This is a genomic window from Brucepastera parasyntrophica, assembly GCF_022376835.1.
GTDB lineage: Bacteria > Spirochaetota > Spirochaetia > Treponematales > Treponemataceae > Brucepastera > Brucepastera parasyntrophica.
The window spans coordinates 2419045-2441083 of the sequence record NZ_CP084606.1; the positions used below are offsets into that span (position 1 = coordinate 2419045).

The window sequence follows — 22039 nt, forward strand, 5'->3', positions numbered from 1 at the left end:
ATTTGTCCGACAGGATTTATTTTGTCTGACACGAAAACGTCAGGAATACAAGATAAAGAGATGTAATACAAGCGGACGTAATTCCTTGAGGAGTAAGGATTAATTTGTAATACAGGAAATTTTTTGTATTACAGGATTTTTGTCGAATGCAAGATAAAGGAAGTGCGCCTTTTGGTGGTAATTCGTTATGGAGTAAAGAGAAAAAAGGCGCCATTTACAAATACGGTAGCCAAAATAATGAGAAAAACGGGTTAAATGGTTATGAGGTAAAGAAAGAAAAAGGCTGCTTTTTGAAAGTTAAACTTTGAAGCTTCAGCTTCAAAGTCGCCCCCGGCAGGGGCAAAGCGGAAACCGCATGGAATGGGATAGTCCTACGTATGCGGAACCGGCAAACGTCCCCGGAGTGCAGGGTACACTACGGTTTTCCCCCCTAGCCGCCCCCAGACCCCGGCTTACCCCTCTTTCCCTGTTGCGGTAGCGGTTTTAAGCTGGGGGCTCAATAGGGGGGACAACCTTCGTCCGGCTCCGCCCGCCCTGCGCTCCGGGGACTGGAGAGACAGTAACCGGCTTGACATATATCGTCTAATAAACGCATAATAATAACCGTTAATAGGGTATTGACATGGTTTTGAAATAGTACCCGAAGGGAGCGCGATATGCCGGAAGACAGTGAGTTAAAAGAGCAGATACTGAAAATACGGTCAAGTTGTGTATTGACCTCATGGATAATAACCTCAATGAATGAAGGTGCCGTACCCGAAGAAACGGAACACCTGAAATATGAATTAACTGAGGGGATAAACAGCCTGCTTGAAAATGTCAGCGGCGAACTGGATGAAATATATAAGAGGCTGGAAGAAAAAACGAATTAAAAGCCTTCTCCTTTGAGAAACCCGTCAATAATCTGCAACAATGCCTTTTGCTTTGAAGGAGACAGCTTTTCAATGCGCTGGAGCCGTTTTACCAGTTTGATACTGGGAGTATAGGACGGCGCGGAAGGTTCCGGAGAAGAAAGAAACTTATTCACCGGCACGCCGAGAGCGGCAAGCAAGGCAAAAAGGACATCCGCATAAATTCTGACTTTGCCCCGTTCATAATCAGAGAGGAGCAGTCGGGATATGCCAACCCTGTCAGCCAATTCGGCCTGGGTGAGGCCTTTCTGTTTTCTGAAAAAGGCGATACGGGAACCAATTTCAGCGGAAGAGGTATGAAAGTTTTTTTCCGTCATGAGAACAGTATAGGGGCGGAGATAAAAGGAGTCGTTTGAAGGACGCATTTAGGTATCATGTAATGATGGTTGTAAAAAGAACCTGCGGAGTTATTCAGACTGCTTGTTTTTCTTTTCGAGCTGATTTTTACGCAATAATTCATTGAGCATACGGTACAGTACATTACGGTCATTTGGCGGAAGGGACAGAATGTCTTTGAGCTTTTTTACACTTCTGGGATCAATATCAGATAAATCAACGGCTGGCTGAACGCGGGCCTGTTTTGAATTTTTATCTAGCAGGTCGGACGTTTTTACCCCTAAGGCCTGAGCGATAGCTTCAACTTTTTCAATGGGCGGCTGGGAGACATGATTTTCATAATGATTAATGGTTCTTCGGGTCAGACCGGCAAGGTCGGCAAGGTCAGCCTGGGAAAGACCTCTTTGCTTTCTGATGCGGGAAAGGTTTTGAGCAAAGGTAGAAAGTTCGTCAGATTTCACAAGAAAAGTATATAATGAGATATTGACATAGTACAAGATACGTTCTAATATATGCAGTATAAGCTCTTGACAGGGTTTGTCAAAGGGCATAAAAACCGCCGTCCTCCTAGAAGTTTGACGACAAGAAGGAGGACGGCGGCTGAACAACAAAACGAGGAGTCCTCGTCATGCGTGTAGAAAACTATACCATAAAGCGGGCAGAAAGCCCAGAGCGTATAACGATCGGCTCCTTACACAAGGAGAAGCGATGGAGTATGCGGAAGTAAGCGACCTGTACGAAGCGGCGTATTTAATCACCCAGGGCGGCAGAATAGAAGAGGTGCAGTGCATCACGCTGTCAGAAAGTCTTGGGTGTACCTTCACGGTGTCCTGTGCGGACATAATTCAACACCAGAACAATTTTCTCAACCGGAGCGCTGTGGTAAACCTGCACGCGTTCAGAAGCGCGTACAACCAGGTGAACCGATTCATGCACGAGGCAAAGAAAAGCTATGACCGGGAGAGGCGGCGGAACCGGGACACCGGAAGCCGCGCCGCTGGAGGCGATGCATGAAAATAATCACGATATGCCAGAAGAAAGGCGGGAACGGGAAAAGTACGAGCTGTCAGAACCTTGCGGCTTCTTTTGCGGCAAAGGGGAAGCGTGTGCTGGTGGTAGACCTGGACGAACAGGGAAACACCTCAAGCACGATGGGAATACTGCGGAAGCATCTCACGGTTGACGCCGTCCTTGCCGGGGAAGAAGATATTCTGTTTGGAGCAGCCCTTCCAGTCTGGGACGGAGAAGGAGTGTGCTACCTGGGAACGCGCGGCGGACTTTCGGGCGTGATGAAATACCTGGACGGCGAGACCGGCGGCCACCTGATACTGAAGGAACGGCTTGCGGTGGTGAGGGGCCAGTACGACTACTGTTTCATAGATACGGCGCCCAGTATGAACATCCTGACCCTCAATGCGCTGTGCGCGAGTGACGGGGTATTCATCCCACTGTCGAGTAAATACTTTTCGCTGAAGGGCCTCGTGCAGACGATGGAAAGCATCGAGAAGGTGCAGAAGCGGCTGAATGAAAAGTTGCGAGTCCTCGGGATGGCCTTTGTGATACACGACGGGCGGAGCGGCCTTGCCTCTGAAGTGATAGGGAAGGTGAAGGAAGAATACGGGGAGTTAGTGTTTCAAACGATAGTGAACCAGAACATCCGGATAGAGGAAGTACAAGTTTCAGGAAGGTCAATCATATATGCCGACCGCAGTGACCGGGCCGCGTTCCGGGGGCGATGCGGGGCGCGGCGCAGTATGAGGCGTTGGCGGCGGAACTGCTAGAGCGGCTGTAAGCGTATGGCAAAGAAAAAACTACTGGAAGAGTTCAGTCTGAAAGGCGACCTGATAGACCAGATCAGTGAAGAAGCGGAGAGAGAAAACACTCCGGTCATGGACACCTTGCCGCCTGTGGAACCGGCGGCCATTTCTGAAGAGACTCAGGCCGCGACTGTCACACCTGAAGAAGTACCGGCCGGAGCGGTTGCTCCGGAAGGGATTGAGGCGCGGGAAGTATCGTTCAGCCGGGACGGACTGTTTCATGTGTTCAGAAGCGGGGATATCAGTTACCGCATTGGCGGGGTAAAACCTCTTTTTGTAACGAGCCTCAGGGTAAACATCCGGGCTGCGAACAGCCGCCACGCGGGTACCGGCGGAGTCAGTTATTATGATTCGATAGATTTGTACGCCGCTCGAGGCCGGGTGAACTTTGCGCAAGGGGTGTACCGTACCTGGGGCGCGGTGCCGGCGCGTGTGGAACAGGACTTGATACTGATCCTTGAAAAACTGGAAGCGGAGAGGGACGCGGCTCTGGTGAGGAAACCAGAAGCGGAACAGAGCGCGGTCAGTGAAGCGGATCGGCGGCTTGCGCTTGAACTCCTTGAAGACGCGAACCTGTTTGACCGGATAGCGGACGACCTGACGGAATTGGGATATGTTGGCGAGGAACTCAATAAACAGCTCATGTACATCTGCGCGTCCAGCCGGAAGCTTGATGACCCGATCAGTGTGATGATCTTGAGCCAGTCGGCGAGCGGGAAAAGTTTTCTGGTTGATACGGTGAAGCGTCTGATGCCTCCTGAAGAAGTGGTTGCGGTGACGAGTCTTTCAGACCAGGCGTTGAACTACATTGACAACCTGACCCACAAGTTTCTGGTGCTTGGGGAGGCCGTTCACGGGGAAGTGATAGAATACCAGATACGGGAGATGTTAAGCGGGAAGGAACTCTCCCGGCTGGTAACGGTGAAGGATGAAGAGACGGGGAAAATGGCGAGCCGGGTAGTGAGGACGCCGGTGATAGTCTCAAGCGTGATGAGCGGGACAAACCACGCGGTGAACCCTGAGAACGCGTCTCGGTGTTTTGTGATACACACAGATGAAAGCCGTGAACAGACGGAGCGGATACAGAGGAGCCAGCGGGAAAAGTATTCACTTGAGCGGCTTCGTAGCGGCAACGAGAAGCGGAACCGGATTATACGTCAGCACCGCGCGGCCCAGCGTCTCCTTGAAAAGAAGCACATCGTGAATGAGTTCGCGCCGCTGCTTGACTTCCCGACAAGTCTGATGCGGATGAGGCGGGACCATGACCGGTTCCTTGACCTGATAGCCTGCGTGTGTTTCCTGAGGCAGTACCAGAAAAAAGAAGTGCATGACGGAGAGGTGAGATACATCAGATGTGACCTTGAAGACTACCGGATAGCATACCGGATAATGGTGTCCGCGATACTTGCGGACACGATACGGGAACTGCCGGCGGGAGCGCAGCTGTTGTATGAAGAAATACGGGAATATGCGCAAAAGGCGGCGGAGAAGCAGGAGCTTGAAGTGACGCAGGTGGTAATGACCCAGCGACAGATACGGGAGTACACGGGGTTGAGCCAGACGGCGGTGCGGATGGGGATCAGACAGCTGGTTGAGTATGAATACCTGATCGTAAGCCGGGGCGGGCGGGAGCGGAGCAAGGGGTTTTACCGTCTGGCCAGTGATGAAAGCCTGAAAGGGGCAGACCTGTCGATGATACCGACGCCTGATGAGATGCGGGAACTGATGAAAAAAAGAAAACTGCACCAACTGCGCAAAACTGAGTATGCGCAGTTTAGAAGGTTTAACTCCTTGTACATGAATGAATTACCAAACTGAGCAGGGAATTCCTGAGGGAGAAAGGGGGAGAAAAAAAATGAGTTTTATATTGAGTGAACCGTATGCGCGAGTGTATGAATCCTTTATGGCTTTTGCCTCCCTGAGAGTAACGGGACAGGGCTATGGGACGCTTGAAAAAAATGTACGTCTCGTTCTCAAATGGTTTGAGAGAGAGGACATCATCCTTGAAGAAGCGACGATACAGGACGCGCTGTCGTTCCGGTATGCCGAAAGTTCCCGGACAAAAAAAGACGGCAACCCGGTGAGTTCAGGGACGGTATGCAACCGGCTGAAGGCGGCACGCAGTGTGTTCCGGTGGATGGTACTCAAAGAGATGCGGAAAACAAATCCGTTTGACGAAGTGAAAAACCCGCGCGTGGGCGAACCCTTGAGCCGGAATGTACTCACTGAAGCGCAGATGGGAGTATTGCTTGAAAAGCTTACCGCCTTTGATGAGGCCGGAGACGAAAAGCGGCGGGTGAGGCGGTACCGAGTGCATGTGATAGCGGAAGTGCTGTACGCTTCAGGCTTACGGATAGCCGAGGCGGCAAGCCTCATACCTGATAATGTTGATGTGCGCCAGCGGCTGATATATGTGCCTGAGGGGAAAGGGCAAAAAGCGCGCGTTGCGTTTCTGACTTCCTATGCCAGTGATGTATTGCGGCTGTACCTTGAAGAAGGCCGCGCTTTTGTGTTCGGTTCCTATGACCGGCCGAACAGCCACACGCTGTTCGGGGCGTGGCACGGGAGGCTGATGGCTGTGGTGAATGAGGAGGTGGAAGCGGTATGCCGGAGCCTTGACCTGCCGGTCATCACGAGCCACGGGTTCCGCCATTCGCTGGGGACGCACCTATTACGGAACGGGTGTGACATGAGGCACATCCAGGCCATACTGGGTCATGAGCGGCTTGCGACCACTGAAGTGTACACACGAGTTGATAAGGATGAACTGAGGGAAAGTCTTGATACCTTTCACCCGAGGAGGATGCACGGATGACCAGTGAGGCGGCGGTATTTCTGGTGATGAGGCTGATGGAAGAGGAACTCATCGGGCTGAGGCTGAAGGAACACACGAGGCGGATGATACGAGCCGACCAGGACATGTTCTTACGGTTTCTTGATGGCCGGGACATGAGGGAGGCGGGGAAGGCTGAACTGATACGGTACCATGAACACCTGTGTACGCTTGTGTCAAAGCGGAGCGGGGAGCTGTTGAGCGTCAATACCATTCATGACCGGTTCTATAATGCCTGCCGTCTTTTTTCCGTGATGTACCGCTCGGGACTTATTAAAGAGAACCCTGCGCAGGGCCTTGAGCTGGATATACCCCGGCGGAGCGGAATGATACGGCGGCCGCTGACACGCGATGAAATAACGAGGTTCCTTGAAAGCCTTGACACCACGGCGGAGCTGGGCTTGAGAGACCGGACACTGTTTGAGCTGATATACTCGTCGGGACTGCGGGTAGCGGAGGCTGTGGGCCTGAAGTTGAGTGATATTAATCTTGACCGGCGGGAAATTATTGTGAGGGGTAAGGGAGAGCGTGAGCGGCTGGTACCGGTGTCGCGTCTTTCGGCGGCGTTTCTGGAGCTGTATCTGGGCAGGAGGCCGAAGGGGGAAGACGGGTGGGTATTTCCCGGAGGAAGCCGGGGCCGAAGACCGGGGGTAGCCTGCGCACTGGGACTGTGAGCGAGAGGTTCCGTCTCCTGTTACGGAAGTTTGAAATGGACAGGGCGGAAATCTCGACGCACTCGATACGGCACAGTACGGCCACGCACTTACTTGAGAACGGGGCGAGTGTGCGGCATGTGCAGGAATTGCTGGGACACAAGAGCATAGAGACGACGGTGAGGTACACCCACCTGCAGATAGACGGACTGGCGAAGATATACCGGAAGTACCACCCGAGGGAGCATGAACTGTTTGAGGCCGTGGACGAGGAGTATTTGAGGAGGTTCCAGGCATTGCTTGGCGGCACATAGTATTTATGATACTGTGAATTTAGAGGAAACAGGAAACCTCATTGAATTCACTGGGGTTAAAATCTATAAGGAAAATGGGTATGGCAAAAGAAAAACAGCAAAAAGCGGTAATGACGGTACAGGGAAGTGAGATAACAGTATTTTCAACAAAAAACGAAGACTATATTTCCCTGACTGATATGGCCAGGTATAAAAATGCCGAAGCCACCGGCCTTGTTATTTCCCATTGGCTTAGCAGTCGGTACACCGTCGAGTTCATGGGATTATGGAACAACTGCATAACCCGGATTTTAATGTAACGGAATTCCGTAACATTAGAAATGAAAGCGGGAGCAATGGATTTGTCTTGTCGACGAAACAATGGATAGCAGCCACAAACGCCATAGGAATAACAGCAAAACCCGGCCGGTACGAAGGCGGAACCTTCGCCCACAGTGATATAGCGTTTGAGTTCGGAACCTGGCTGAGTCCGCAGTTCAAACTGTATTTAATTACAGAATTTCAGCGATTGAAAGCAGAAGAGGAAAAACAGATTTCAGTAGAATGGAATCTCCAGCGGACACTGGCAAAGATAAATTACCACATCCACACAGATGCGATTAAGGAACACATCATTCCCCGACGGTAACAAAAGCCCAGGCCAGCATGACCTATGCCTCCGAGGCGGATTTACTGAATGTGTCATTATTCGGGAAAACAGCCGGGCAATGGAGAAAGGAACATCCCAAGGCAAAGGGAAACATCCGTGATGATGCAAGTCTTGAACAGTTAGTGGTGTTGAGTAATCTGGAAAGTATCAACGCCTTGCTGATCCGGCAGGAAATGAGTCAGGGAGAGCGGCTTGTGTTACTGAATAAAACGGCCATAACGCAGTTGAAATCGCTGATAGGGAACCGGCAGATCAAGCGGCTCACTTCCGCAGATGTACAGAAAAAAATCCGTTGAGATTTCTTGTTTGTGATGATAAAGCATGATATACTTTTTTACAGCCGTTGGCAGATGAGGAAGGATGAAAGCGAATCCCGATAACCCCCGGTAAATCCCTGAAAAACCCGGAAAAAAGGTACAGAACAAAAGAGATGACAGAAGCGTTTGCAGTAGTACAAAAAAGAGGTGTCCCACTCAGACTCATAAAGACCCGGAAAACCCCAGGGGAAAAAAATGCTGCATGGAAAAACACGCTAACACACGGAAAGACACAGTTGTTTTACAATGAGTTCCGGAGGGAGCGAGGGCTTTTATTTTTGCAATTGAGTCCTGGGGAGAACCCGTTAAGGTACCTAGATCCTACCGGGTTGTCGGATGTACCGGTACTTTCGTTTGATGATATCTTTACTGTTGTAAGTCAATTTGACCCCTTTGTAAAACTTTCAAATCTGTTCAACGCTGCGTCACAAGGTGATGCAGCCGCACAGAATTTCGCTGGAGAGATTGCTAAAGGTACCGCTGTTAATCTACTGAGAGATGGAGCTGATATTACGCAAGCTGTTGGAGATACAGCAATAATAACTGCTTTCGGGTTTGCCCAGGCAAAAAACTTCCCGGCCGCAGTACTAGCGGGCAAAATCGCAACCGGTGCTGATATCACCGGACTCGTTTTAAATGCTATTGCTGATGCAATCGAAGGAGAGGGGTTTGATAGAACCGTATCGAGTGCAGTATCAGTTGGTGTTGATGTTATAAGTTTCGCAGTATCTCCCTCCTTCAACGAAGGTTCCAAGCGTTTCCATAGAGTTTTGAATCCGGGGAAAGGCTGGTTTGTAAAAACAAATACGGGGAAAGCCTTTACACAATGGTCTCCTGTTGTATCAAAAATAGCTGGTGTAGTAACAGGATTTTTCCAAAACTTATTTTCTGATGAGGAGCAGGAGTAATGGCAAGCATCATACCGGAACCATTTTCAAAGTCAAAATGGGCAGAAAAGATTTATTTTTCTTTGAAACCTTTTCTAGAGTCTGTCGAACAGAAATTTGGAATAGCAGGAATGACAGTGATAGGTGTTCCTATATTATTTATATTAGGCTATTTTCTGATTTGGCCATACCTGAAGAAAAAAGATTATACAGATGGGAATTTTATTTTCTTTGTAATAATATTTTTTATCCTGCTAGTTGTTGTAGTTTATATACAGATAGATTTGTTACTAAAGAGACGATAACGTAATTTGAAACTGGAAACGAAAGACAGCTGTATCTGGGAGGGTTTTTCCCGGATACAGCTTTTTTGTTTTAATGGGTAGAAGTAAGGCCAGCGTACTGAAATTCGTATGTTTTGAGGCGCAAGATAAAGGGTGTGCCACAAAGTGCCGTAATTCCTTGTAATATAAGGACTTTTTTGTGCCACAGAGGCATTTCGTGTGGCACACGGTTAGTGCTTAATTCCTTATGGTGTAAGGAATTAGAGCGTGGCACACATGTAAAAATGAAGAAAATCCTACGATATATGCACTTTTTCCCGTGCTTTTAGAATAATATGTCTGGCTGTACATCATCCTGGAGACGGTGGCCTGGCGTTTGGCCCTGCCGGTGGCGGCCGTGAGGATGCATCCTCACGGCTTAAAGGGAAGAAGGGAAAAGTGTCTTACCGAGAAGTGAGAATACAAGATAAAGGGTTGTCAGACAACATGATGTAATTCTTTGCGCGGGAAGGAATTATTTGTCCGACAGGATTTATTTTGTCTGACACGAAAACGTCAGGAATACAAGATAAAGAGATGTAATACAAGCGGACGTAATTCCTTGAGGAGTAAGGATTAATTTGTAATACAGGAAATTTTTTGTATTACAGGATTTTTGTCGAATGCAAGATAAAGGAAGTGCGCCTTTTGGTGGTAATTCGTTATGGAGTAAAGAGAAAAAAGGCGCCATTTACAAATACGGTAGCCAAAATAATGAGAAAAACGGGTTAAATGGTTATGAGGTAAAGAAAGAAAAAGGCTGCTTTTTGAAAGTTAAACTTTGAAGCTTCAGCTTCAAAGTCGCCCCCGGCAGGGGCAAAGCGGAAACCGCATGGAATGGGATAGTCCTACGTATGCGGAACCGGCAAACGTCCCCGGAGTGCAGGGTACACTACGGTTTTCCCCCCTAGCCGCCCCCAGACCCCGGCTTACCCCTCTTTCCCTGTTGCGGTAGCGGTTTTAAGCTGGGGGCTCAATAGGGGGGACAACCTTCGTCCGGCTCCGCCCGCCCTGCGCTCCGGGGACTGGAGAGACAGTAACCGGCTTGACATATATCGTCTAATAAACGCATAATAATAACCGTTAATAGGGTATTGACATGGTTTTGAAATAGTACCCGAAGGGAGCGCGATATGCCGGAAGACAGTGAGTTAAAAGAGCAGATACTGAAAATACGGTCAAGTTGTGTATTGACCTCATGGATAATAACCTCAATGAATGAAGGTGCCGTACCCGAAGAAACGGAACACCTGAAATATGAATTAACTGAGGGGATAAACAGCCTGCTTGAAAATGTCAGCGGCGAACTGGATGAAATATATAAGAGGCTGGAAGAAAAAACGAATTAAAAGCCTTCTCCTTTGAGAAACCCGTCAATAATCTGCAACAATGCCTTTTGCTTTGAAGGAGACAGCTTTTCAATGCGCTGGAGCCGTTTTACCAGTTTGATACTGGGAGTATAGGACGGCGCGGAAGGTTCCGGAGAAGAAAGAAACTTATTCACCGGCACGCCGAGAGCGGCAAGCAAGGCAAAAAGGACATCCGCATAAATTCTGACTTTGCCCCGTTCATAATCAGAGAGGAGCAGTCGGGATATGCCAACCCTGTCAGCCAATTCGGCCTGGGTGAGGCCTTTCTGTTTTCTGAAAAAGGCGATACGGGAACCAATTTCAGCGGAAGAGGTATGAAAGTTTTTTTCCGTCATGAGAACAGTATAGGGGCGGAGATAAAAGGAGTCGTTTGAAGGACGCATTTAGGTATCATGTAATGATGGTTGTAAAAAGAACCTGCGGAGTTATTCAGACTGCTTGTTTTTCTTTTCGAGCTGATTTTTACGCAATAATTCATTGAGCATACGGTACAGTACATTACGGTCATTTGGCGGAAGGGACAGAATGTCTTTGAGCTTTTTTACACTTCTGGGATCAATATCAGATAAATCAACGGCTGGCTGAACGCGGGCCTGTTTTGAATTTTTATCTAGCAGGTCGGACGTTTTTACCCCTAAGGCCTGAGCGATAGCTTCAACTTTTTCAATGGGCGGCTGGGAGACATGATTTTCATAATGATTAATGGTTCTTCGGGTCAGACCGGCAAGGTCGGCAAGGTCAGCCTGGGAAAGACCTCTTTGCTTTCTGATGCGGGAAAGGTTTTGAGCAAAGGTAGAAAGTTCGTCAGATTTCACAAGAAAAGTATATAATGAGATATTGACATAGTACAAGATACGTTCTAATATATGCAGTATAAGCTCTTGACAGGGTTTGTCAAAGGGCATAAAAACCGCCGTCCTCCTAGAAGTTTGACGACAAGAAGGAGGACGGCGGCTGAACAACAAAACGAGGAGTCCTCGTCATGCGTGTAGAAAACTATACCATAAAGCGGGCAGAAAGCCCAGAGCGTATAACGATCGGCTCCTTACACAAGGAGAAGCGATGGAGTATGCGGAAGTAAGCGACCTGTACGAAGCGGCGTATTTAATCACCCAGGGCGGCAGAATAGAAGAGGTGCAGTGCATCACGCTGTCAGAAAGTCTTGGGTGTACCTTCACGGTGTCCTGTGCGGACATAATTCAACACCAGAACAATTTTCTCAACCGGAGCGCTGTGGTAAACCTGCACGCGTTCAGAAGCGCGTACAACCAGGTGAACCGATTCATGCACGAGGCAAAGAAAAGCTATGACCGGGAGAGGCGGCGGAACCGGGACACCGGAAGCCGCGCCGCTGGAGGCGATGCATGAAAATAATCACGATATGCCAGAAGAAAGGCGGGAACGGGAAAAGTACGAGCTGTCAGAACCTTGCGGCTTCTTTTGCGGCAAAGGGGAAGCGTGTGCTGGTGGTAGACCTGGACGAACAGGGAAACACCTCAAGCACGATGGGAATACTGCGGAAGCATCTCACGGTTGACGCCGTCCTTGCCGGGGAAGAAGATATTCTGTTTGGAGCAGCCCTTCCAGTCTGGGACGGAGAAGGAGTGTGCTACCTGGGAACGCGCGGCGGACTTTCGGGCGTGATGAAATACCTGGACGGCGAGACCGGCGGCCACCTGATACTGAAGGAACGGCTTGCGGTGGTGAGGGGCCAGTACGACTACTGTTTCATAGATACGGCGCCCAGTATGAACATCCTGACCCTCAATGCGCTGTGCGCGAGTGACGGGGTATTCATCCCACTGTCGAGTAAATACTTTTCGCTGAAGGGCCTCGTGCAGACGATGGAAAGCATCGAGAAGGTGCAGAAGCGGCTGAATGAAAAGTTGCGAGTCCTCGGGATGGCCTTTGTGATACACGACGGGCGGAGCGGCCTTGCCTCTGAAGTGATAGGGAAGGTGAAGGAAGAATACGGGGAGTTAGTGTTTCAAACGATAGTGAACCAGAACATCCGGATAGAGGAAGTACAAGTTTCAGGAAGGTCAATCATATATGCCGACCGCAGTGACCGGGCCGCGTTCCGGGGGGCGATGCGGGGCGCGGCGCAGTATGAGGCGTTGGCGGCGGAACTGCTAGAGCGGCTGTAAGCGTATGGCAAAGAAAAAACTACTGGAAGAGTTCAGTCTGAAAGGCGACCTGATAGACCAGATCAGTGAAGAAGCGGAGAGAGAAAACACTCCGGTCATGGACACCTTGCCGCCTGTGGAACCGGCGGCCATTTCTGAAGAGACTCAGGCCGCGACTGTCACACCTGAAGAAGTACCGGCCGGAGCGGTTGCTCCGGAAGGGATTGAGGCGCGGGAAGTATCGTTCAGCCGGGACGGACTGTTTCATGTGTTCAGAAGCGGGGATATCAGTTACCGCATTGGCGGGGTAAAACCTCTTTTTGTAACGAGCCTCAGGGTAAACATCCGGGCTGCGAACAGCCGCCACGCGGGTACCGGCGGAGTCAGTTATTATGATTCGATAGATTTGTACGCCGCTCGAGGCCGGGTGAACTTTGCGCAAGGGGTGTACCGTACCTGGGGCGCGGTGCCGGCGCGTGTGGAACAGGACTTGATACTGATCCTTGAAAAACTGGAAGCGGAGAGGGACGCGGCTCTGGTGAGGAAACCAGAAGCGGAACAGAGCGCGGTCAGTGAAGCGGATCGGCGGCTTGCGCTTGAACTCCTTGAAGACGCGAACCTGTTTGACCGGATAGCGGACGACCTGACGGAATTGGGATATGTTGGCGAGGAACTCAATAAACAGCTCATGTACATCTGCGCGTCCAGCCGGAAGCTTGATGACCCGATCAGTGTGATGATCTTGAGCCAGTCGGCGAGCGGGAAAAGTTTTCTGGTTGATACGGTGAAGCGTCTGATGCCTCCTGAAGAAGTGGTTGCGGTGACGAGTCTTTCAGACCAGGCGTTGAACTACATTGACAACCTGACCCACAAGTTTCTGGTGCTTGGGGAGGCCGTTCACGGGGAAGTGATAGAATACCAGATACGGGAGATGTTAAGCGGGAAGGAACTCTCCCGGCTGGTAACGGTGAAGGATGAAGAGACGGGGAAAATGGCGAGCCGGGTAGTGAGGACGCCGGTGATAGTCTCAAGCGTGATGAGCGGGACAAACCACGCGGTGAACCCTGAGAACGCGTCTCGGTGTTTTGTGATACACACAGATGAAAGCCGTGAACAGACGGAGCGGATACAGAGGAGCCAGCGGGAAAAGTATTCACTTGAGCGGCTTCGTAGCGGCAACGAGAAGCGGAACCGGATTATACGTCAGCACCGCGCGGCCCAGCGTCTCCTTGAAAAGAAGCACATCGTGAATGAGTTCGCGCCGCTGCTTGACTTCCCGACAAGTCTGATGCGGATGAGGCGGGACCATGACCGGTTCCTTGACCTGATAGCCTGCGTGTGTTTCCTGAGGCAGTACCAGAAAAAAGAAGTGCATGACGGAGAGGTGAGATACATCAGATGTGACCTTGAAGACTACCGGATAGCATACCGGATAATGGTGTCCGCGATACTTGCGGACACGATACGGGAACTGCCGGCGGGAGCGCAGCTGTTGTATGAAGAAATACGGGAATATGCGCAAAAGGCGGCGGAGAAGCAGGAGCTTGAAGTGACGCAGGTGGTAATGACCCAGCGACAGATACGGGAGTACACGGGGTTGAGCCAGACGGCGGTGCGGATGGGGATCAGACAGCTGGTTGAGTATGAATACCTGATCGTAAGCCGGGGCGGGCGGGAGCGGAGCAAGGGGTTTTACCGTCTGGCCAGTGATGAAAGCCTGAAAGGGGCAGACCTGTCGATGATACCGACGCCTGATGAGATGCGGGAACTGATGAAAAAAAAGAAAACTGCACCAACTGCGCAAAACTGAGTATGCGCAGTTTAGAAGGTTTAACTCCTTGTACATGAATGAATTACCAAACTGAGCAGGGAATTCCTGAGGGAGAAAGGGGGGAGAAAAAAATGAGTTTTATATTGAGTGAACCGTATGCGCGAGTGTATGAATCCTTTATGGCTTTTGCCTCCCTGAGAGTAACGGGACAGGGCTATGGGACGCTTGAAAAAAATGTACGTCTCGTTCTCAAATGGTTTGAGAGAGAGGACATCATCCTTGAAGAAGCGACGATACAGGACGCGCTGTCGTTCCGGTATGCCGAAAGTTCCCGGACAAAAAAAGACGGCAACCCGGTGAGTTCAGGGACGGTATGCAACCGGCTGAAGGCGGCACGCAGTGTGTTCCGGTGGATGGTACTCAAAGAGATGCGGAAAACAAATCCGTTTGACGAAGTGAAAAACCCGCGCGTGGGCGAACCCTTGAGCCGGAATGTACTCACTGAAGCGCAGATGGGAGTATTGCTTGAAAAGCTTACCGCCTTTGATGAGGCCGGAGACGAAAAGCGGCGGGTGAGGCGGTACCGAGTGCATGTGATAGCGGAAGTGCTGTACGCTTCAGGCTTACGGATAGCCGAGGCGGCAAGCCTCATACCTGATAATGTTGATGTGCGCCAGCGGCTGATATATGTGCCTGAGGGGAAAGGGCAAAAAGCGCGCGTTGCGTTTCTGACTTCCTATGCCAGTGATGTATTGCGGCTGTACCTTGAAGAAGGCCGCGCTTTTGTGTTCGGTTCCTATGACCGGCCGAACAGCCACACGCTGTTCGGGGCGTGGCACGGGAGGCTGATGGCTGTGGTGAATGAGGAGGTGGAAGCGGTATGCCGGAGCCTTGACCTGCCGGTCATCACGAGCCACGGGTTCCGCCATTCGCTGGGGACGCACCTATTACGGAACGGGTGTGACATGAGGCACATCCAGGCCATACTGGGTCATGAGCGGCTTGCGACCACTGAAGTGTACACACGAGTTGATAAGGATGAACTGAGGGAAAGTCTTGATACCTTTCACCCGAGGAGGATGCACGGATGACCAGTGAGGCGGCGGTATTTCTGGTGATGAGGCTGATGGAAGAGGAACTCATCGGGCTGAGGCTGAAGGAACACACGAGGCGGATGATACGAGCCGACCAGGACATGTTCTTACGGTTTCTTGATGGCCGGGACATGAGGGAGGCGGGGAAGGCTGAACTGATACGGTACCATGAACACCTGTGTACGCTTGTGTCAAAGCGGAGCGGGGAGCTGTTGAGCGTCAATACCATTCATGACCGGTTCTATAATGCCTGCCGTCTTTTTTCCGTGATGTACCGCTCGGGACTTATTAAAGAGAACCCTGCGCAGGGCCTTGAGCTGGATATACCCCGGCGGAGCGGAATGATACGGCGGCCGCTGACACGCGATGAAATAACGAGGTTCCTTGAAAGCCTTGACACCACGGCGGAGCTGGGCTTGAGAGACCGGACACTGTTTGAGCTGATATACTCGTCGGGACTGCGGGTAGCGGAGGCTGTGGGCCTGAAGTTGAGTGATATTAATCTTGACCGGCGGGAAATTATTGTGAGGGGTAAGGGAGAGCGTGAGCGGCTGGTACCGGTGTCGCGTCTTTCGGCGGCGTTTCTGGAGCTGTATCTGGGCAGGAGGCCGAAGGGGGAAGACGGGTGGGTATTTCCCGGAGGAAGCCGGGGGCCGAAGACCGGGGGTAGCCTGCGCACTGGGACTGTGAGCGAGAGGTTCCGTCTCCTGTTACGGAAGTTTGAAATGGACAGGGCGGAAATCTCGACGCACTCGATACGGCACAGTACGGCCACGCACTTACTTGAGAACGGGGCGAGTGTGCGGCATGTGCAGGAATTGCTGGGACACAAGAGCATAGAGACGACGGTGAGGTACACCCACCTGCAGATAGACGGACTGGCGAAGATATACCGGAAGTACCACCCGAGGGAGCATGAACTGTTTGAGGCCGTGGACGAGGAGTATTTGAGGAGGTTCCAGGCATTGCTTGGCGGCACATAGTATTTATGATACTGTGAATTTAGAGGAAACAGGAAACCTCATTGAATTCACTGGGGTTAAAATCTATAAGGAAAATGGGTATGGCAAAAGAAAAACAGCAAAAAGCGGTAATGACGGTACAGGGAAGTGAGATAACAGTATTTTCAACAAAAAACGAAGACTATATTTCCCTGACTGATATGGCCAGGTATAAAAATGCCGAAGCCACCGGCCTTGTTATTTCCCATTGGCTTAGCAGTCGGTACACCGTCGAGTTCATGGGATTATGGGAACAACTGCATAACCCGGATTTTAATGTAACGGAATTCCGTAACATTAGAAATGAAAGCGGGAGCAATGGATTTGTCTTGTCGACGAAACAATGGATAGCAGCCACAAACGCCATAGGAATAACAGCAAAACCCGGCCGGTACGAAGGCGGAACCTTCGCCCACAGTGATATAGCGTTTGAGTTCGGAACCTGGCTGAGTCCGCAGTTCAAACTGTATTTAATTACAGAATTTCAGCGATTGAAAGCAGAAGAGGAAAAACAGATTTCAGTAGAATGGAATCTCCAGCGGACACTGGCAAAGATAAATTACCACATCCACACAGATGCGATTAAGGAACACATCATTCCCCCGACGGTAACAAAAGCCCAGGCCAGCATGACCTATGCCTCCGAGGCGGATTTACTGAATGTGTCATTATTCGGGAAAACAGCCGGGCAATGGAGAAAGGAACATCCCAAGGCAAAGGGAAACATCCGTGATGATGCAAGTCTTGAACAGTTAGTGGTGTTGAGTAATCTGGAAAGTATCAACGCCTTGCTGATCCGGCAGGAAATGAGTCAGGGAGAGCGGCTTGTGTTACTGAATAAAACGGCCATAACGCAGTTGAAATCGCTGATAGGGAACCGGCAGATCAAGCGGCTCACTTCCGCAGATGTACAGAAAAAAATCCGTTGAGATTTCTTGTTTGTGATGATAAAGCATGATATACTTTTTTACAGCCGTTGGCAGATGAGGAAGGATGAAAGCGAATCCCGATAACCCCCGGTAAATCCCTGAAAAACCCGGAAAAAAGGTACAGAACAAAAGAGATGACAGAAGCGTTTGCAGTAGTACAAAAAAGAGGTGTCCCACTCAGACTCATAAAGACCCGGAAAACCCCAGGGGAAAAAAATGCTGCATGGAAAAACACGCTAACACACGGAAAGACACAGTTGTTTTACAATGAGTTCCGGAGGGAGCGAGGGCTTTTATTTTTGCAATTGAGTCCTGGGGAGAACCCGTTAAGGTTTGTGGATCCGACAGGGTTGAATGATGAAGAACCTGAAACAAAAGCCGTCCCATATTTTAAAAATTTGGGTGAAATGTTCGAGGCTTTTATGGCAGGAAATAATAAGGCAAGAGAGGCAATCATTGGAACCCAAGCTAATGATGCACTTAATTCTGGAGAACATGTTCTTGTCGATGAATCTGCTAGCGAGGGGAATGGTGGGAAAGGGTTATATTTAAAAGCAGAAGCTGATTTACGTCTTGATCAAGGTGAATTGAATGTGAATGCAGAGGCAGGTGGAGCAAAGATTTCTGGAACCACAAAGCCAATATTCGAGTCAGTAAAAAAGAATTTTAAGGTGGAATTAGAAGGCGAGATAAAAGGTGCAGCCGCGGATGCTTTTATCGGTATGAAAGAAAATTCTTTAGGTATTGAAGCTGTCGTATCGTTAATTGATTTTTCTGGATCTATAAATTTAAGGATTTTTAGCAATACAATAAAGATCGGTGGAAATGTATATATTGGTGGAATAGGTGCAGGGGCAAGCTTCGGATTAAAAAACACTATAAAAGCTGCAAAAGGTGTTGGCTTTGGACTTTTCCTACAAGTAATACCAAATGAAGCGGAGTCTCAACAATGAAACGGTTTTTTGCAAAGGTTTATGGAATAATATTTTTGTTACTATTATTCTGACAATTGGCTTGCGAATACAAACAAAAGAAATAAATGGCGTAGCTATTGAAGGCTATAAGGAGGATGGAATCTATTATTTATTAACTTATGATCTAGTTTATGTTGAAACAACAGGGATAATATGGTATTCAAATCTTATATTGACGATTTCAACACTTGTCTTGTGGTTATTAAGTGGAAGCGGAATAATATTTTTTATCTTGGCATATGGGTTCCCTTTTGCAAAAAAAGTAAATGATGAGAGGAGCGATTATAATAAACGTTTTAAGAATTAATGGTATGACAGTAGTCTCGGGAAGTTCATAACTGAAGACCCTGCCAGAGACGGAACGAACTGGTATGAGTACTGCAGGAATAACCCGCTGAGGTTTGTGGATCTGGATGGTTTATCGGCTTTCACCGCTTTAATTAATACAGCCAAAAAGGTATGGAAATTTGCGAATGGGCCTGCTGTTGCTTTGTTTTCTTACACAAAACCCCTGGGAGAAACTTATGAAGCACCCCGTTCTCTATACCAGAAAAGTAACTTTTCAATAAAGGGTGAAGAAATAACGGCATGGGATAATATAATGAATGTTATGAGTATAATACCCGGTATTCCAAGTATGCTGGGCTTCTTATACTCCATTTCCCCAAGAAATGAGGTAGAGTCAAGTTTAGTTGATGATTACTCGCGAAAGGCTTTTGTTAATGGTGCTGAAACAGAAATTACACGGATTAATAATGAGTTAGAACAGTTAGATGACAATAAATATGATGGAAGTAAGATCAACAAAAAAGGTCAATCATATAAAGAATTTCTTGACGAACAAAAGAATCTGTTAAAATCAGAACTTGATGAAAACCGTGTATATGATGAAAAATATGTAAAGTCCATAGAAAGGACTGTAGAATACTACACTCCGGCAGCCTCAACCAGAGGAAAAGTTGAGCCCTATGATGATGACAAATGGCGGCCCAGTGAAATTTCAAAGGTCAAACCAATAGATTATCAGAAAATATTTATGGAGGAGGAATAATATTGAAGGTTTCAAGAAAACTGTACTGGCTGTTTTATTTTTTTATCAGTCTCCCTATCGGTATTCTTGGTTTTTTCGGTATTCGTGTGGGGAACTTTTTATACCGAAATAATACTCAGCCGGTATTATCATATTCTGCAATAAAACCGGGAGAGTATAGCTTGCATGATTATGTAACCGGTACAGGTATAGGCATTCTTGAAGTCAGTCAAATTGTTCCTGATGATGAAATGGTGGTCAATGTGATAGGCGAACAAGTATCTGGATATGATCCGATGTTCAGTGAAAGTAGTGAGCTTGGAAAATATGAATTTTCAGAGTTGGAATTAACAGACTGTAAACTTTATATGGAAGAATTTAAGGATGAAACTTATTGGGTCGGACCATATGGTCAAAACTATGCGGTAATTATAAACATGATAGAGGATAAACTCAGGCGACCTGTCCCGGAGGCTATTCAGGGAGAGAAACGAACATATTATTTATTTACACTTATTGATAGTGATGCGTTAAAAATATTGAAGAGTGAAGGTTCTGGAAATTCTGTTCGAAAAAAACTTTTGAGCAGCCGGTATGAAAGCCAGTATTCCGGAATATTTTATGCTTCAAGTGAATAATTGCTAGTTTAGGTATTGGTATCAGGAAGATGGACGGCTCCGAACCCTGAAAGAATGTGGTAGTACAGTTAAGAGGTTTCAGGGAGGTGCTGAACAGCGGCGGAAGCATGGTATTCAGTGCAAGCTACACGGGGGAAGTTCATAACTGAAGACCCTGCCAGAGACGGGACGAACTGGTATGAGTACTGCAGGAATAATCCGCTGCGGTTTGTGGACCCAAGCGGATTATTGGGCGAAATAGCAGATCATTTCGGTATTGATAATGATACTTTTGGTGATGCGTCAGCATTTGCAGGACGACAGCAACAAGTTCTTGTAGAACCACAAAAAGCTGGTTTTTTTACTAGAGTGAAGGGTTTATTTGTGAATGATGGAGCAAGCAGAATCTATACACTGGGCGGCGCATTAAGTGGTACCGTTGGTATGGTTTCAGGGGCTGCTGGTGTAGGTATTTATATTAATCCAAAAAACGATTTATTGTTTTTTGCCTCATTACCTTTATTTGCGCATCCTTCAACGCTTTTTTGGGTCAAATGGCTGTTTTAGCAAATATTGAAGATAGAGGTGTCTATGCTGAAACTTCCGCTGGCGGAGGTGGCTGGTTATCTGGATCTGCTGTTTTTACTTTTGGAGCATATAAAAGTGTTGAAGATGCTCAAGGGCCATTTATTGAAGGAGGTGTTTCTCTTGATGTTGGGCTATCTGTTGGCGGCGATGTGATATTCAATACTGACTTAGATATAGTTGGTGGAGCTTTTTCCATAGGAGCTGGTGTTGGCGGTGCTGAAGCGCACGGGCGATTTGGTATTACTGGAATATGGTCGTTGGAAAATCAATCGCTAGAGGAATAAAATAACAAGTTTTATAAAAAAGGTTATTCTATAACTTGTTGAAAAAACAAGAATTATTGTATTTCAATCTGTTTATGTAATGAGGTAATAGAGGTAATATATGAACAAAGTTTCAGTATCAAAATCGATATTTATTATGGCAGTAATGGCAATTTTTGTTATTATATTAGTAATAATTTCTTTTTTAGCAAAAAGTGACCTGATTTATTTTTTTTTACTATGGTTATTTTTTGCATAACCATAGTAATATTAGATATACAGACTGCAGATATAATACTAAATGTAACTAATAAGACTGTAGATGTGATATATTTTTATAAAGTGAGAAAGCTGCCATTATTTGAGTTACAGATTTCTGATGTTTCTATACGACGACATCCAGTATTCATTCTAGCCACAAATGAGGGAGATTGGCGAATAAACTTTACGCGAAGTAACTATAATACAATAATAGAAATATTGGATCTAAAAAAAATAGATATTAATTCTTTTAAGAAAAAAGTAGAAATGTATATCTCCCCTTTAAAAGAAAAATAAACGATATATTAATATGGCAAATCTGGATAAAAAAAGACCCTTGCAGCAATTGGTAGTATGTTAGACGGTCATGGTTTTGAAAAAGTAAAGGCTGGTATTTATAAAAAGCAAGAGGAAGAAAGAGTATTTGCTTTAGTTGGATTGAATCTGGCTACTAAACACGGAGGTCTGGAAATCAATATGGTAGTCAGACTCCGGTTCATGGATGTGGACGAAACGGTATACGATTTACTAAATGAAAAGGAAGAGGGGCTTATAACTGCCACAATAGCCGGAAATGTCGGTTATGTAGGGGATTATGGAAAATATTATGTGGTCTATTTTGATTCAGATAATGAGATTGAACGCGGTGTCAAAGAACTTGAAACGGCATTAATAAAGTTGGGTTTCCCTTTCTTTAGAAAAAACAAGAGCATGCAAAAGCTGGTTAATCTTTTACCGACCGCCCGGTATGTAATACCAGAGCAGGCAGCATACAGGCTACCAGTGGCGTTACAATTGCTGGGTAGGAAAAAAGAAGCAATTGACTATGTTGAATCAAAAGTAAAAGATGAGAAATCATATTCAGACCCTGCCTCTGAACGCTTTCGGAAATTTGCAAAAGCTTTTTATGCAAAATATGGAGAGTGAATAGCAATTGGCATTGAAAATATTATTAAGAAGATGTGGAGTTAGATA

Annotated in this window: 32 protein-coding genes and 1 pseudogene; 29 read left to right on the forward strand and 4 right to left on the reverse strand. The window is 47.7% G+C overall.

From position 1 onward, the window contains the following. The first annotated feature begins 146 nt into the window (after positions 1 to 146). Both K7I13_RS11435 and K7I13_RS11440 read left to right on the forward strand, forming a co-directional pair. Complete coding sequence (locus tag K7I13_RS11435) at positions 147 to 308, forward strand: hypothetical protein (protein WP_255945783.1); 162 nt, start codon at positions 147 to 149, stop codon at positions 306 to 308. 348 nt (positions 309 to 656) lie between these two features. Then, complete coding sequence (locus K7I13_RS11440) at positions 657 to 872, forward strand: hypothetical protein (RefSeq protein WP_255945785.1); 216 nt, start codon at positions 657 to 659, stop codon at positions 870 to 872. Here the strand turns inward: K7I13_RS11440 and K7I13_RS11445 are convergent. Both K7I13_RS11445 and K7I13_RS11450 read right to left on the reverse strand, forming a co-directional pair. Then, a complete protein-coding gene (locus K7I13_RS11445) occupies positions 869 to 1276 on the reverse strand; it encodes a helix-turn-helix domain-containing protein (protein ID WP_255945787.1) in 408 nt (135 codons plus the stop codon). The genes K7I13_RS11440 and K7I13_RS11445 overlap by 4 nt on opposite strands. A 42-nt stretch (positions 1277 to 1318) precedes the next feature. Next, positions 1319 to 1708: a helix-turn-helix domain-containing protein gene (locus K7I13_RS11450; protein ID WP_255945789.1), complete on the reverse strand. Its 390-nt coding sequence runs from the start codon at positions 1706 to 1708 to the stop codon at positions 1319 to 1321. A 247-nt stretch (positions 1709 to 1955) separates the two neighbouring features. Between K7I13_RS11450 and K7I13_RS11455 the strand changes: the two genes are divergently transcribed. The 13 genes from K7I13_RS11455 to K7I13_RS11515 all read left to right on the forward strand — a co-directional run bounded on the left by K7I13_RS11455 (position 1956) and on the right by K7I13_RS11515 (position 10389). After that, positions 1956 to 2261, forward strand: a complete 306-nt coding sequence (locus tag K7I13_RS11455) for a hypothetical protein (protein ID WP_255945791.1) — start codon at positions 1956 to 1958, stop codon at positions 2259 to 2261. After that, the gene (locus K7I13_RS11460; protein ID WP_255945793.1) at positions 2258 to 3028 is read left to right on the forward strand and encodes a ParA family protein; all 771 of its coding nucleotides are present in this window, start codon (positions 2258 to 2260) and stop codon (positions 3026 to 3028) included. Before K7I13_RS11455 ends, K7I13_RS11460 begins: the two co-directional genes overlap by 4 nt. A 15-nt stretch (positions 3029 to 3043) precedes the next feature. Beyond that, positions 3044 to 4882 (forward strand): MTBMA_p00010-related P-loop-containing protein, encoded by a 1839-nt coding sequence (locus K7I13_RS11465; RefSeq protein WP_255945795.1) that lies wholly within the window; start codon positions 3044 to 3046, stop codon positions 4880 to 4882. 37 nt (positions 4883 to 4919) lie between these two features. Continuing rightward, positions 4920 to 5879, forward strand: a complete 960-nt coding sequence (locus K7I13_RS11470) for a tyrosine-type recombinase/integrase (protein ID WP_255945797.1) — start codon at positions 4920 to 4922, stop codon at positions 5877 to 5879. Further along, positions 5876 to 6571, forward strand: coding sequence for a tyrosine-type recombinase/integrase (locus K7I13_RS11475; RefSeq protein WP_255945799.1), 696 nt, complete (start codon positions 5876 to 5878; stop codon positions 6569 to 6571). The genes K7I13_RS11470 and K7I13_RS11475 overlap by 4 nt, the downstream gene beginning before the upstream one ends. Next, entirely contained in the window at positions 6568 to 6864 is a 297-nt protein-coding gene (locus K7I13_RS11480; protein WP_255945801.1) for a tyrosine-type recombinase/integrase, read from the forward strand. Before K7I13_RS11475 ends, K7I13_RS11480 begins: the two co-directional genes overlap by 4 nt. An 80-nt stretch (positions 6865 to 6944) precedes the next feature. Then, the gene (locus K7I13_RS11485) at positions 6945 to 7163 is read left to right on the forward strand and encodes a KilA-N domain-containing protein (protein ID WP_255945803.1); all 219 of its coding nucleotides are present in this window, start codon (positions 6945 to 6947) and stop codon (positions 7161 to 7163) included. After that, complete coding sequence (locus K7I13_RS11490) at positions 7130 to 7492, forward strand: KilA-N domain-containing protein (RefSeq protein ID WP_255945805.1); 363 nt, start codon at positions 7130 to 7132, stop codon at positions 7490 to 7492. The genes K7I13_RS11485 and K7I13_RS11490 overlap by 34 nt, the downstream gene beginning before the upstream one ends. A gap of 17 nt (positions 7493 to 7509) precedes the next feature. Beyond that, a complete protein-coding gene (locus K7I13_RS11495; protein WP_255945807.1) occupies positions 7510 to 7809 on the forward strand; it encodes a hypothetical protein in 300 nt (99 codons plus the stop codon). Positions 7810 to 7943: 134 nt separating this feature from the next. Then, positions 7944 to 8738, forward strand: coding sequence for a hypothetical protein (locus K7I13_RS11500; RefSeq protein WP_255945809.1), 795 nt, complete (start codon positions 7944 to 7946; stop codon positions 8736 to 8738). Continuing rightward, positions 8738 to 9022 (forward strand): hypothetical protein, encoded by a 285-nt coding sequence (locus tag K7I13_RS11505; RefSeq protein ID WP_255945781.1) that lies wholly within the window; start codon positions 8738 to 8740, stop codon positions 9020 to 9022. The genes K7I13_RS11500 and K7I13_RS11505 overlap by 1 nt, the downstream gene beginning before the upstream one ends. Before the next feature lie 641 nt (positions 9023 to 9663). Then, the gene (locus tag K7I13_RS11510) at positions 9664 to 9825 is read left to right on the forward strand and encodes a hypothetical protein (RefSeq protein WP_255945783.1); all 162 of its coding nucleotides are present in this window, start codon (positions 9664 to 9666) and stop codon (positions 9823 to 9825) included. Positions 9826 to 10173: 348 nt separating this feature from the next. Beyond that, entirely contained in the window at positions 10174 to 10389 is a 216-nt protein-coding gene (locus K7I13_RS11515; RefSeq protein WP_255945785.1) for a hypothetical protein, read from the forward strand. On the opposite strand, the gene K7I13_RS11520 is transcribed toward K7I13_RS11515, so the two are convergent. Both K7I13_RS11520 and K7I13_RS11525 read right to left on the reverse strand, forming a co-directional pair. Further along, complete coding sequence (locus K7I13_RS11520) at positions 10386 to 10793, reverse strand: helix-turn-helix domain-containing protein (RefSeq protein WP_255945787.1); 408 nt, start codon at positions 10791 to 10793, stop codon at positions 10386 to 10388. The two genes, K7I13_RS11515 and K7I13_RS11520, sit on opposite strands and share 4 nt — an antisense overlap. A 42-nt stretch (positions 10794 to 10835) precedes the next feature. Next, a complete protein-coding gene (locus K7I13_RS11525) occupies positions 10836 to 11225 on the reverse strand; it encodes a helix-turn-helix domain-containing protein (protein ID WP_255945789.1) in 390 nt (129 codons plus the stop codon). 247 nt (positions 11226 to 11472) lie between these two features. Between K7I13_RS11525 and K7I13_RS11530 the strand changes: the two genes are divergently transcribed. The 14 genes and pseudogenes from K7I13_RS11530 to K7I13_RS11590 all read left to right on the forward strand — a co-directional run bounded on the left by K7I13_RS11530 (position 11473) and on the right by K7I13_RS11590 (position 21991). Next, positions 11473 to 11778: a hypothetical protein gene (locus K7I13_RS11530; protein ID WP_255945791.1), complete on the forward strand. Its 306-nt coding sequence runs from the start codon at positions 11473 to 11475 to the stop codon at positions 11776 to 11778. Then, a complete protein-coding gene (locus tag K7I13_RS11535) occupies positions 11775 to 12557 on the forward strand; it encodes a ParA family protein (RefSeq protein WP_255945811.1) in 783 nt (260 codons plus the stop codon). The genes K7I13_RS11530 and K7I13_RS11535 overlap by 4 nt, the downstream gene beginning before the upstream one ends. Before the next feature lie 4 nt (positions 12558 to 12561). After that, complete coding sequence (locus tag K7I13_RS11540; RefSeq protein ID WP_255945813.1) at positions 12562 to 14346, forward strand: MTBMA_p00010-related P-loop-containing protein; 1785 nt, start codon at positions 12562 to 12564, stop codon at positions 14344 to 14346. A gap of 92 nt (positions 14347 to 14438) precedes the next feature. Continuing rightward, positions 14439 to 15398 carry a tyrosine-type recombinase/integrase gene (locus tag K7I13_RS11545; RefSeq protein ID WP_255945797.1) on the forward strand — a complete coding sequence of 320 codons (960 nt, stop codon included), beginning with the start codon at positions 14439 to 14441 and terminating at the stop codon, positions 15396 to 15398. Then, a complete protein-coding gene (locus tag K7I13_RS11550; protein WP_255945815.1) occupies positions 15395 to 16384 on the forward strand; it encodes a tyrosine-type recombinase/integrase in 990 nt (329 codons plus the stop codon). Before K7I13_RS11545 ends, K7I13_RS11550 begins: the two co-directional genes overlap by 4 nt. A gap of 80 nt (positions 16385 to 16464) precedes the next feature. Further along, entirely contained in the window at positions 16465 to 17331 is an 867-nt protein-coding gene (locus tag K7I13_RS11555) for a KilA-N domain-containing protein (RefSeq protein ID WP_255945817.1), read from the forward strand. Positions 17332 to 17465: 134 nt separating this feature from the next. Then, complete coding sequence (locus K7I13_RS11560; RefSeq protein WP_255945819.1) at positions 17466 to 18284, forward strand: hypothetical protein; 819 nt, start codon at positions 17466 to 17468, stop codon at positions 18282 to 18284. Then, a complete protein-coding gene (locus K7I13_RS11565) occupies positions 18262 to 18612 on the forward strand; it encodes a hypothetical protein (protein ID WP_255945821.1) in 351 nt (116 codons plus the stop codon). Before K7I13_RS11560 ends, K7I13_RS11565 begins: the two co-directional genes overlap by 23 nt. 96 nt (positions 18613 to 18708) lie before the next feature. Continuing rightward, the gene (locus tag K7I13_RS11570) at positions 18709 to 19356 is read left to right on the forward strand and encodes a hypothetical protein (protein ID WP_439647436.1); all 648 of its coding nucleotides are present in this window, start codon (positions 18709 to 18711) and stop codon (positions 19354 to 19356) included. A gap of 2 nt (positions 19357 to 19358) precedes the next feature. Beyond that, on the forward strand, positions 19359 to 19973 hold the full coding sequence (locus tag K7I13_RS11575) for a hypothetical protein (protein WP_255945823.1): 615 nt from the start codon (positions 19359 to 19361) through the stop codon (positions 19971 to 19973). Between the two features lie 117 nt (positions 19974 to 20090). After that, a pseudogene (locus K7I13_RS15930) lies at positions 20091 to 20153 on the forward strand (hypothetical protein); the annotation flags it as partial. A gap of 48 nt (positions 20154 to 20201) precedes the next feature. Beyond that, positions 20202 to 20519 carry a hypothetical protein gene (locus K7I13_RS11580; RefSeq protein WP_255945825.1) on the forward strand — a complete coding sequence of 106 codons (318 nt, stop codon included), beginning with the start codon at positions 20202 to 20204 and terminating at the stop codon, positions 20517 to 20519. Beyond that, the gene (locus K7I13_RS11585; RefSeq protein ID WP_255945838.1) at positions 20507 to 20824 is read left to right on the forward strand and encodes a hypothetical protein; all 318 of its coding nucleotides are present in this window, start codon (positions 20507 to 20509) and stop codon (positions 20822 to 20824) included. Before K7I13_RS11580 ends, K7I13_RS11585 begins: the two co-directional genes overlap by 13 nt. A 594-nt stretch (positions 20825 to 21418) precedes the next feature. After that, on the forward strand, positions 21419 to 21991 hold the full coding sequence (locus tag K7I13_RS11590) for a hypothetical protein (RefSeq protein ID WP_255945840.1): 573 nt from the start codon (positions 21419 to 21421) through the stop codon (positions 21989 to 21991). Positions 21992 to 22039 lie beyond the last annotated feature (48 nt).

Coding starts and splice junctions, on each gene's coding strand:
- K7I13_RS11510 (WP_255945783.1), top strand. CDS start 9,664: ATGCAAGATAAAGGAAGTGCGCCTTTTGGTGGTAATTCGTTATGGAGT.
- K7I13_RS11495 (WP_255945807.1), top strand. CDS start 7,510: ATGACCTATGCCTCCGAGGCGGATTTACTGAATGTGTCATTATTCGGG.
- K7I13_RS11465 (WP_255945795.1), top strand. CDS start 3,044: ATGGCAAAGAAAAAACTACTGGAAGAGTTCAGTCTGAAAGGCGACCTG.
- K7I13_RS11485 (WP_255945803.1), top strand. CDS start 6,945: ATGGCAAAAGAAAAACAGCAAAAAGCGGTAATGACGGTACAGGGAAGT.
- K7I13_RS11560 (WP_255945819.1), top strand. CDS start 17,466: ATGACAGAAGCGTTTGCAGTAGTACAAAAAAGAGGTGTCCCACTCAGA.
- K7I13_RS11515 (WP_255945785.1), top strand. CDS start 10,174: ATGCCGGAAGACAGTGAGTTAAAAGAGCAGATACTGAAAATACGGTCA.
- K7I13_RS11590 (WP_255945840.1), top strand. CDS start 21,419: ATGTTAGACGGTCATGGTTTTGAAAAAGTAAAGGCTGGTATTTATAAA.
- K7I13_RS11540 (WP_255945813.1), top strand. CDS start 12,562: ATGGCAAAGAAAAAACTACTGGAAGAGTTCAGTCTGAAAGGCGACCTG.
- K7I13_RS11500 (WP_255945809.1), top strand. CDS start 7,944: ATGACAGAAGCGTTTGCAGTAGTACAAAAAAGAGGTGTCCCACTCAGA.
- K7I13_RS11445 (WP_255945787.1), bottom strand. CDS start 1,276: ATGCGTCCTTCAAACGACTCCTTTTATCTCCGCCCCTATACTGTTCTC.
- K7I13_RS11490 (WP_255945805.1), top strand. CDS start 7,130: ATGGAACAACTGCATAACCCGGATTTTAATGTAACGGAATTCCGTAAC.
- K7I13_RS11470 (WP_255945797.1), top strand. CDS start 4,920: ATGAGTTTTATATTGAGTGAACCGTATGCGCGAGTGTATGAATCCTTT.
- K7I13_RS11460 (WP_255945793.1), top strand. CDS start 2,258: ATGAAAATAATCACGATATGCCAGAAGAAAGGCGGGAACGGGAAAAGT.
- K7I13_RS11535 (WP_255945811.1), top strand. CDS start 11,775: ATGAAAATAATCACGATATGCCAGAAGAAAGGCGGGAACGGGAAAAGT.
- K7I13_RS11520 (WP_255945787.1), bottom strand. CDS start 10,793: ATGCGTCCTTCAAACGACTCCTTTTATCTCCGCCCCTATACTGTTCTC.
- K7I13_RS11555 (WP_255945817.1), top strand. CDS start 16,465: ATGGCAAAAGAAAAACAGCAAAAAGCGGTAATGACGGTACAGGGAAGT.
- K7I13_RS11435 (WP_255945783.1), top strand. CDS start 147: ATGCAAGATAAAGGAAGTGCGCCTTTTGGTGGTAATTCGTTATGGAGT.
- K7I13_RS11440 (WP_255945785.1), top strand. CDS start 657: ATGCCGGAAGACAGTGAGTTAAAAGAGCAGATACTGAAAATACGGTCA.
- K7I13_RS11475 (WP_255945799.1), top strand. CDS start 5,876: ATGACCAGTGAGGCGGCGGTATTTCTGGTGATGAGGCTGATGGAAGAG.
- K7I13_RS11585 (WP_255945838.1), top strand. CDS start 20,507: ATGGCTGTTTTAGCAAATATTGAAGATAGAGGTGTCTATGCTGAAACT.
- K7I13_RS11455 (WP_255945791.1), top strand. CDS start 1,956: ATGGAGTATGCGGAAGTAAGCGACCTGTACGAAGCGGCGTATTTAATC.
- K7I13_RS11550 (WP_255945815.1), top strand. CDS start 15,395: ATGACCAGTGAGGCGGCGGTATTTCTGGTGATGAGGCTGATGGAAGAG.
- K7I13_RS11545 (WP_255945797.1), top strand. CDS start 14,439: ATGAGTTTTATATTGAGTGAACCGTATGCGCGAGTGTATGAATCCTTT.
- K7I13_RS11505 (WP_255945781.1), top strand. CDS start 8,738: ATGGCAAGCATCATACCGGAACCATTTTCAAAGTCAAAATGGGCAGAA.
- K7I13_RS11565 (WP_255945821.1), top strand. CDS start 18,262: ATGAAGCGGAGTCTCAACAATGAAACGGTTTTTTGCAAAGGTTTATGG.
- K7I13_RS11530 (WP_255945791.1), top strand. CDS start 11,473: ATGGAGTATGCGGAAGTAAGCGACCTGTACGAAGCGGCGTATTTAATC.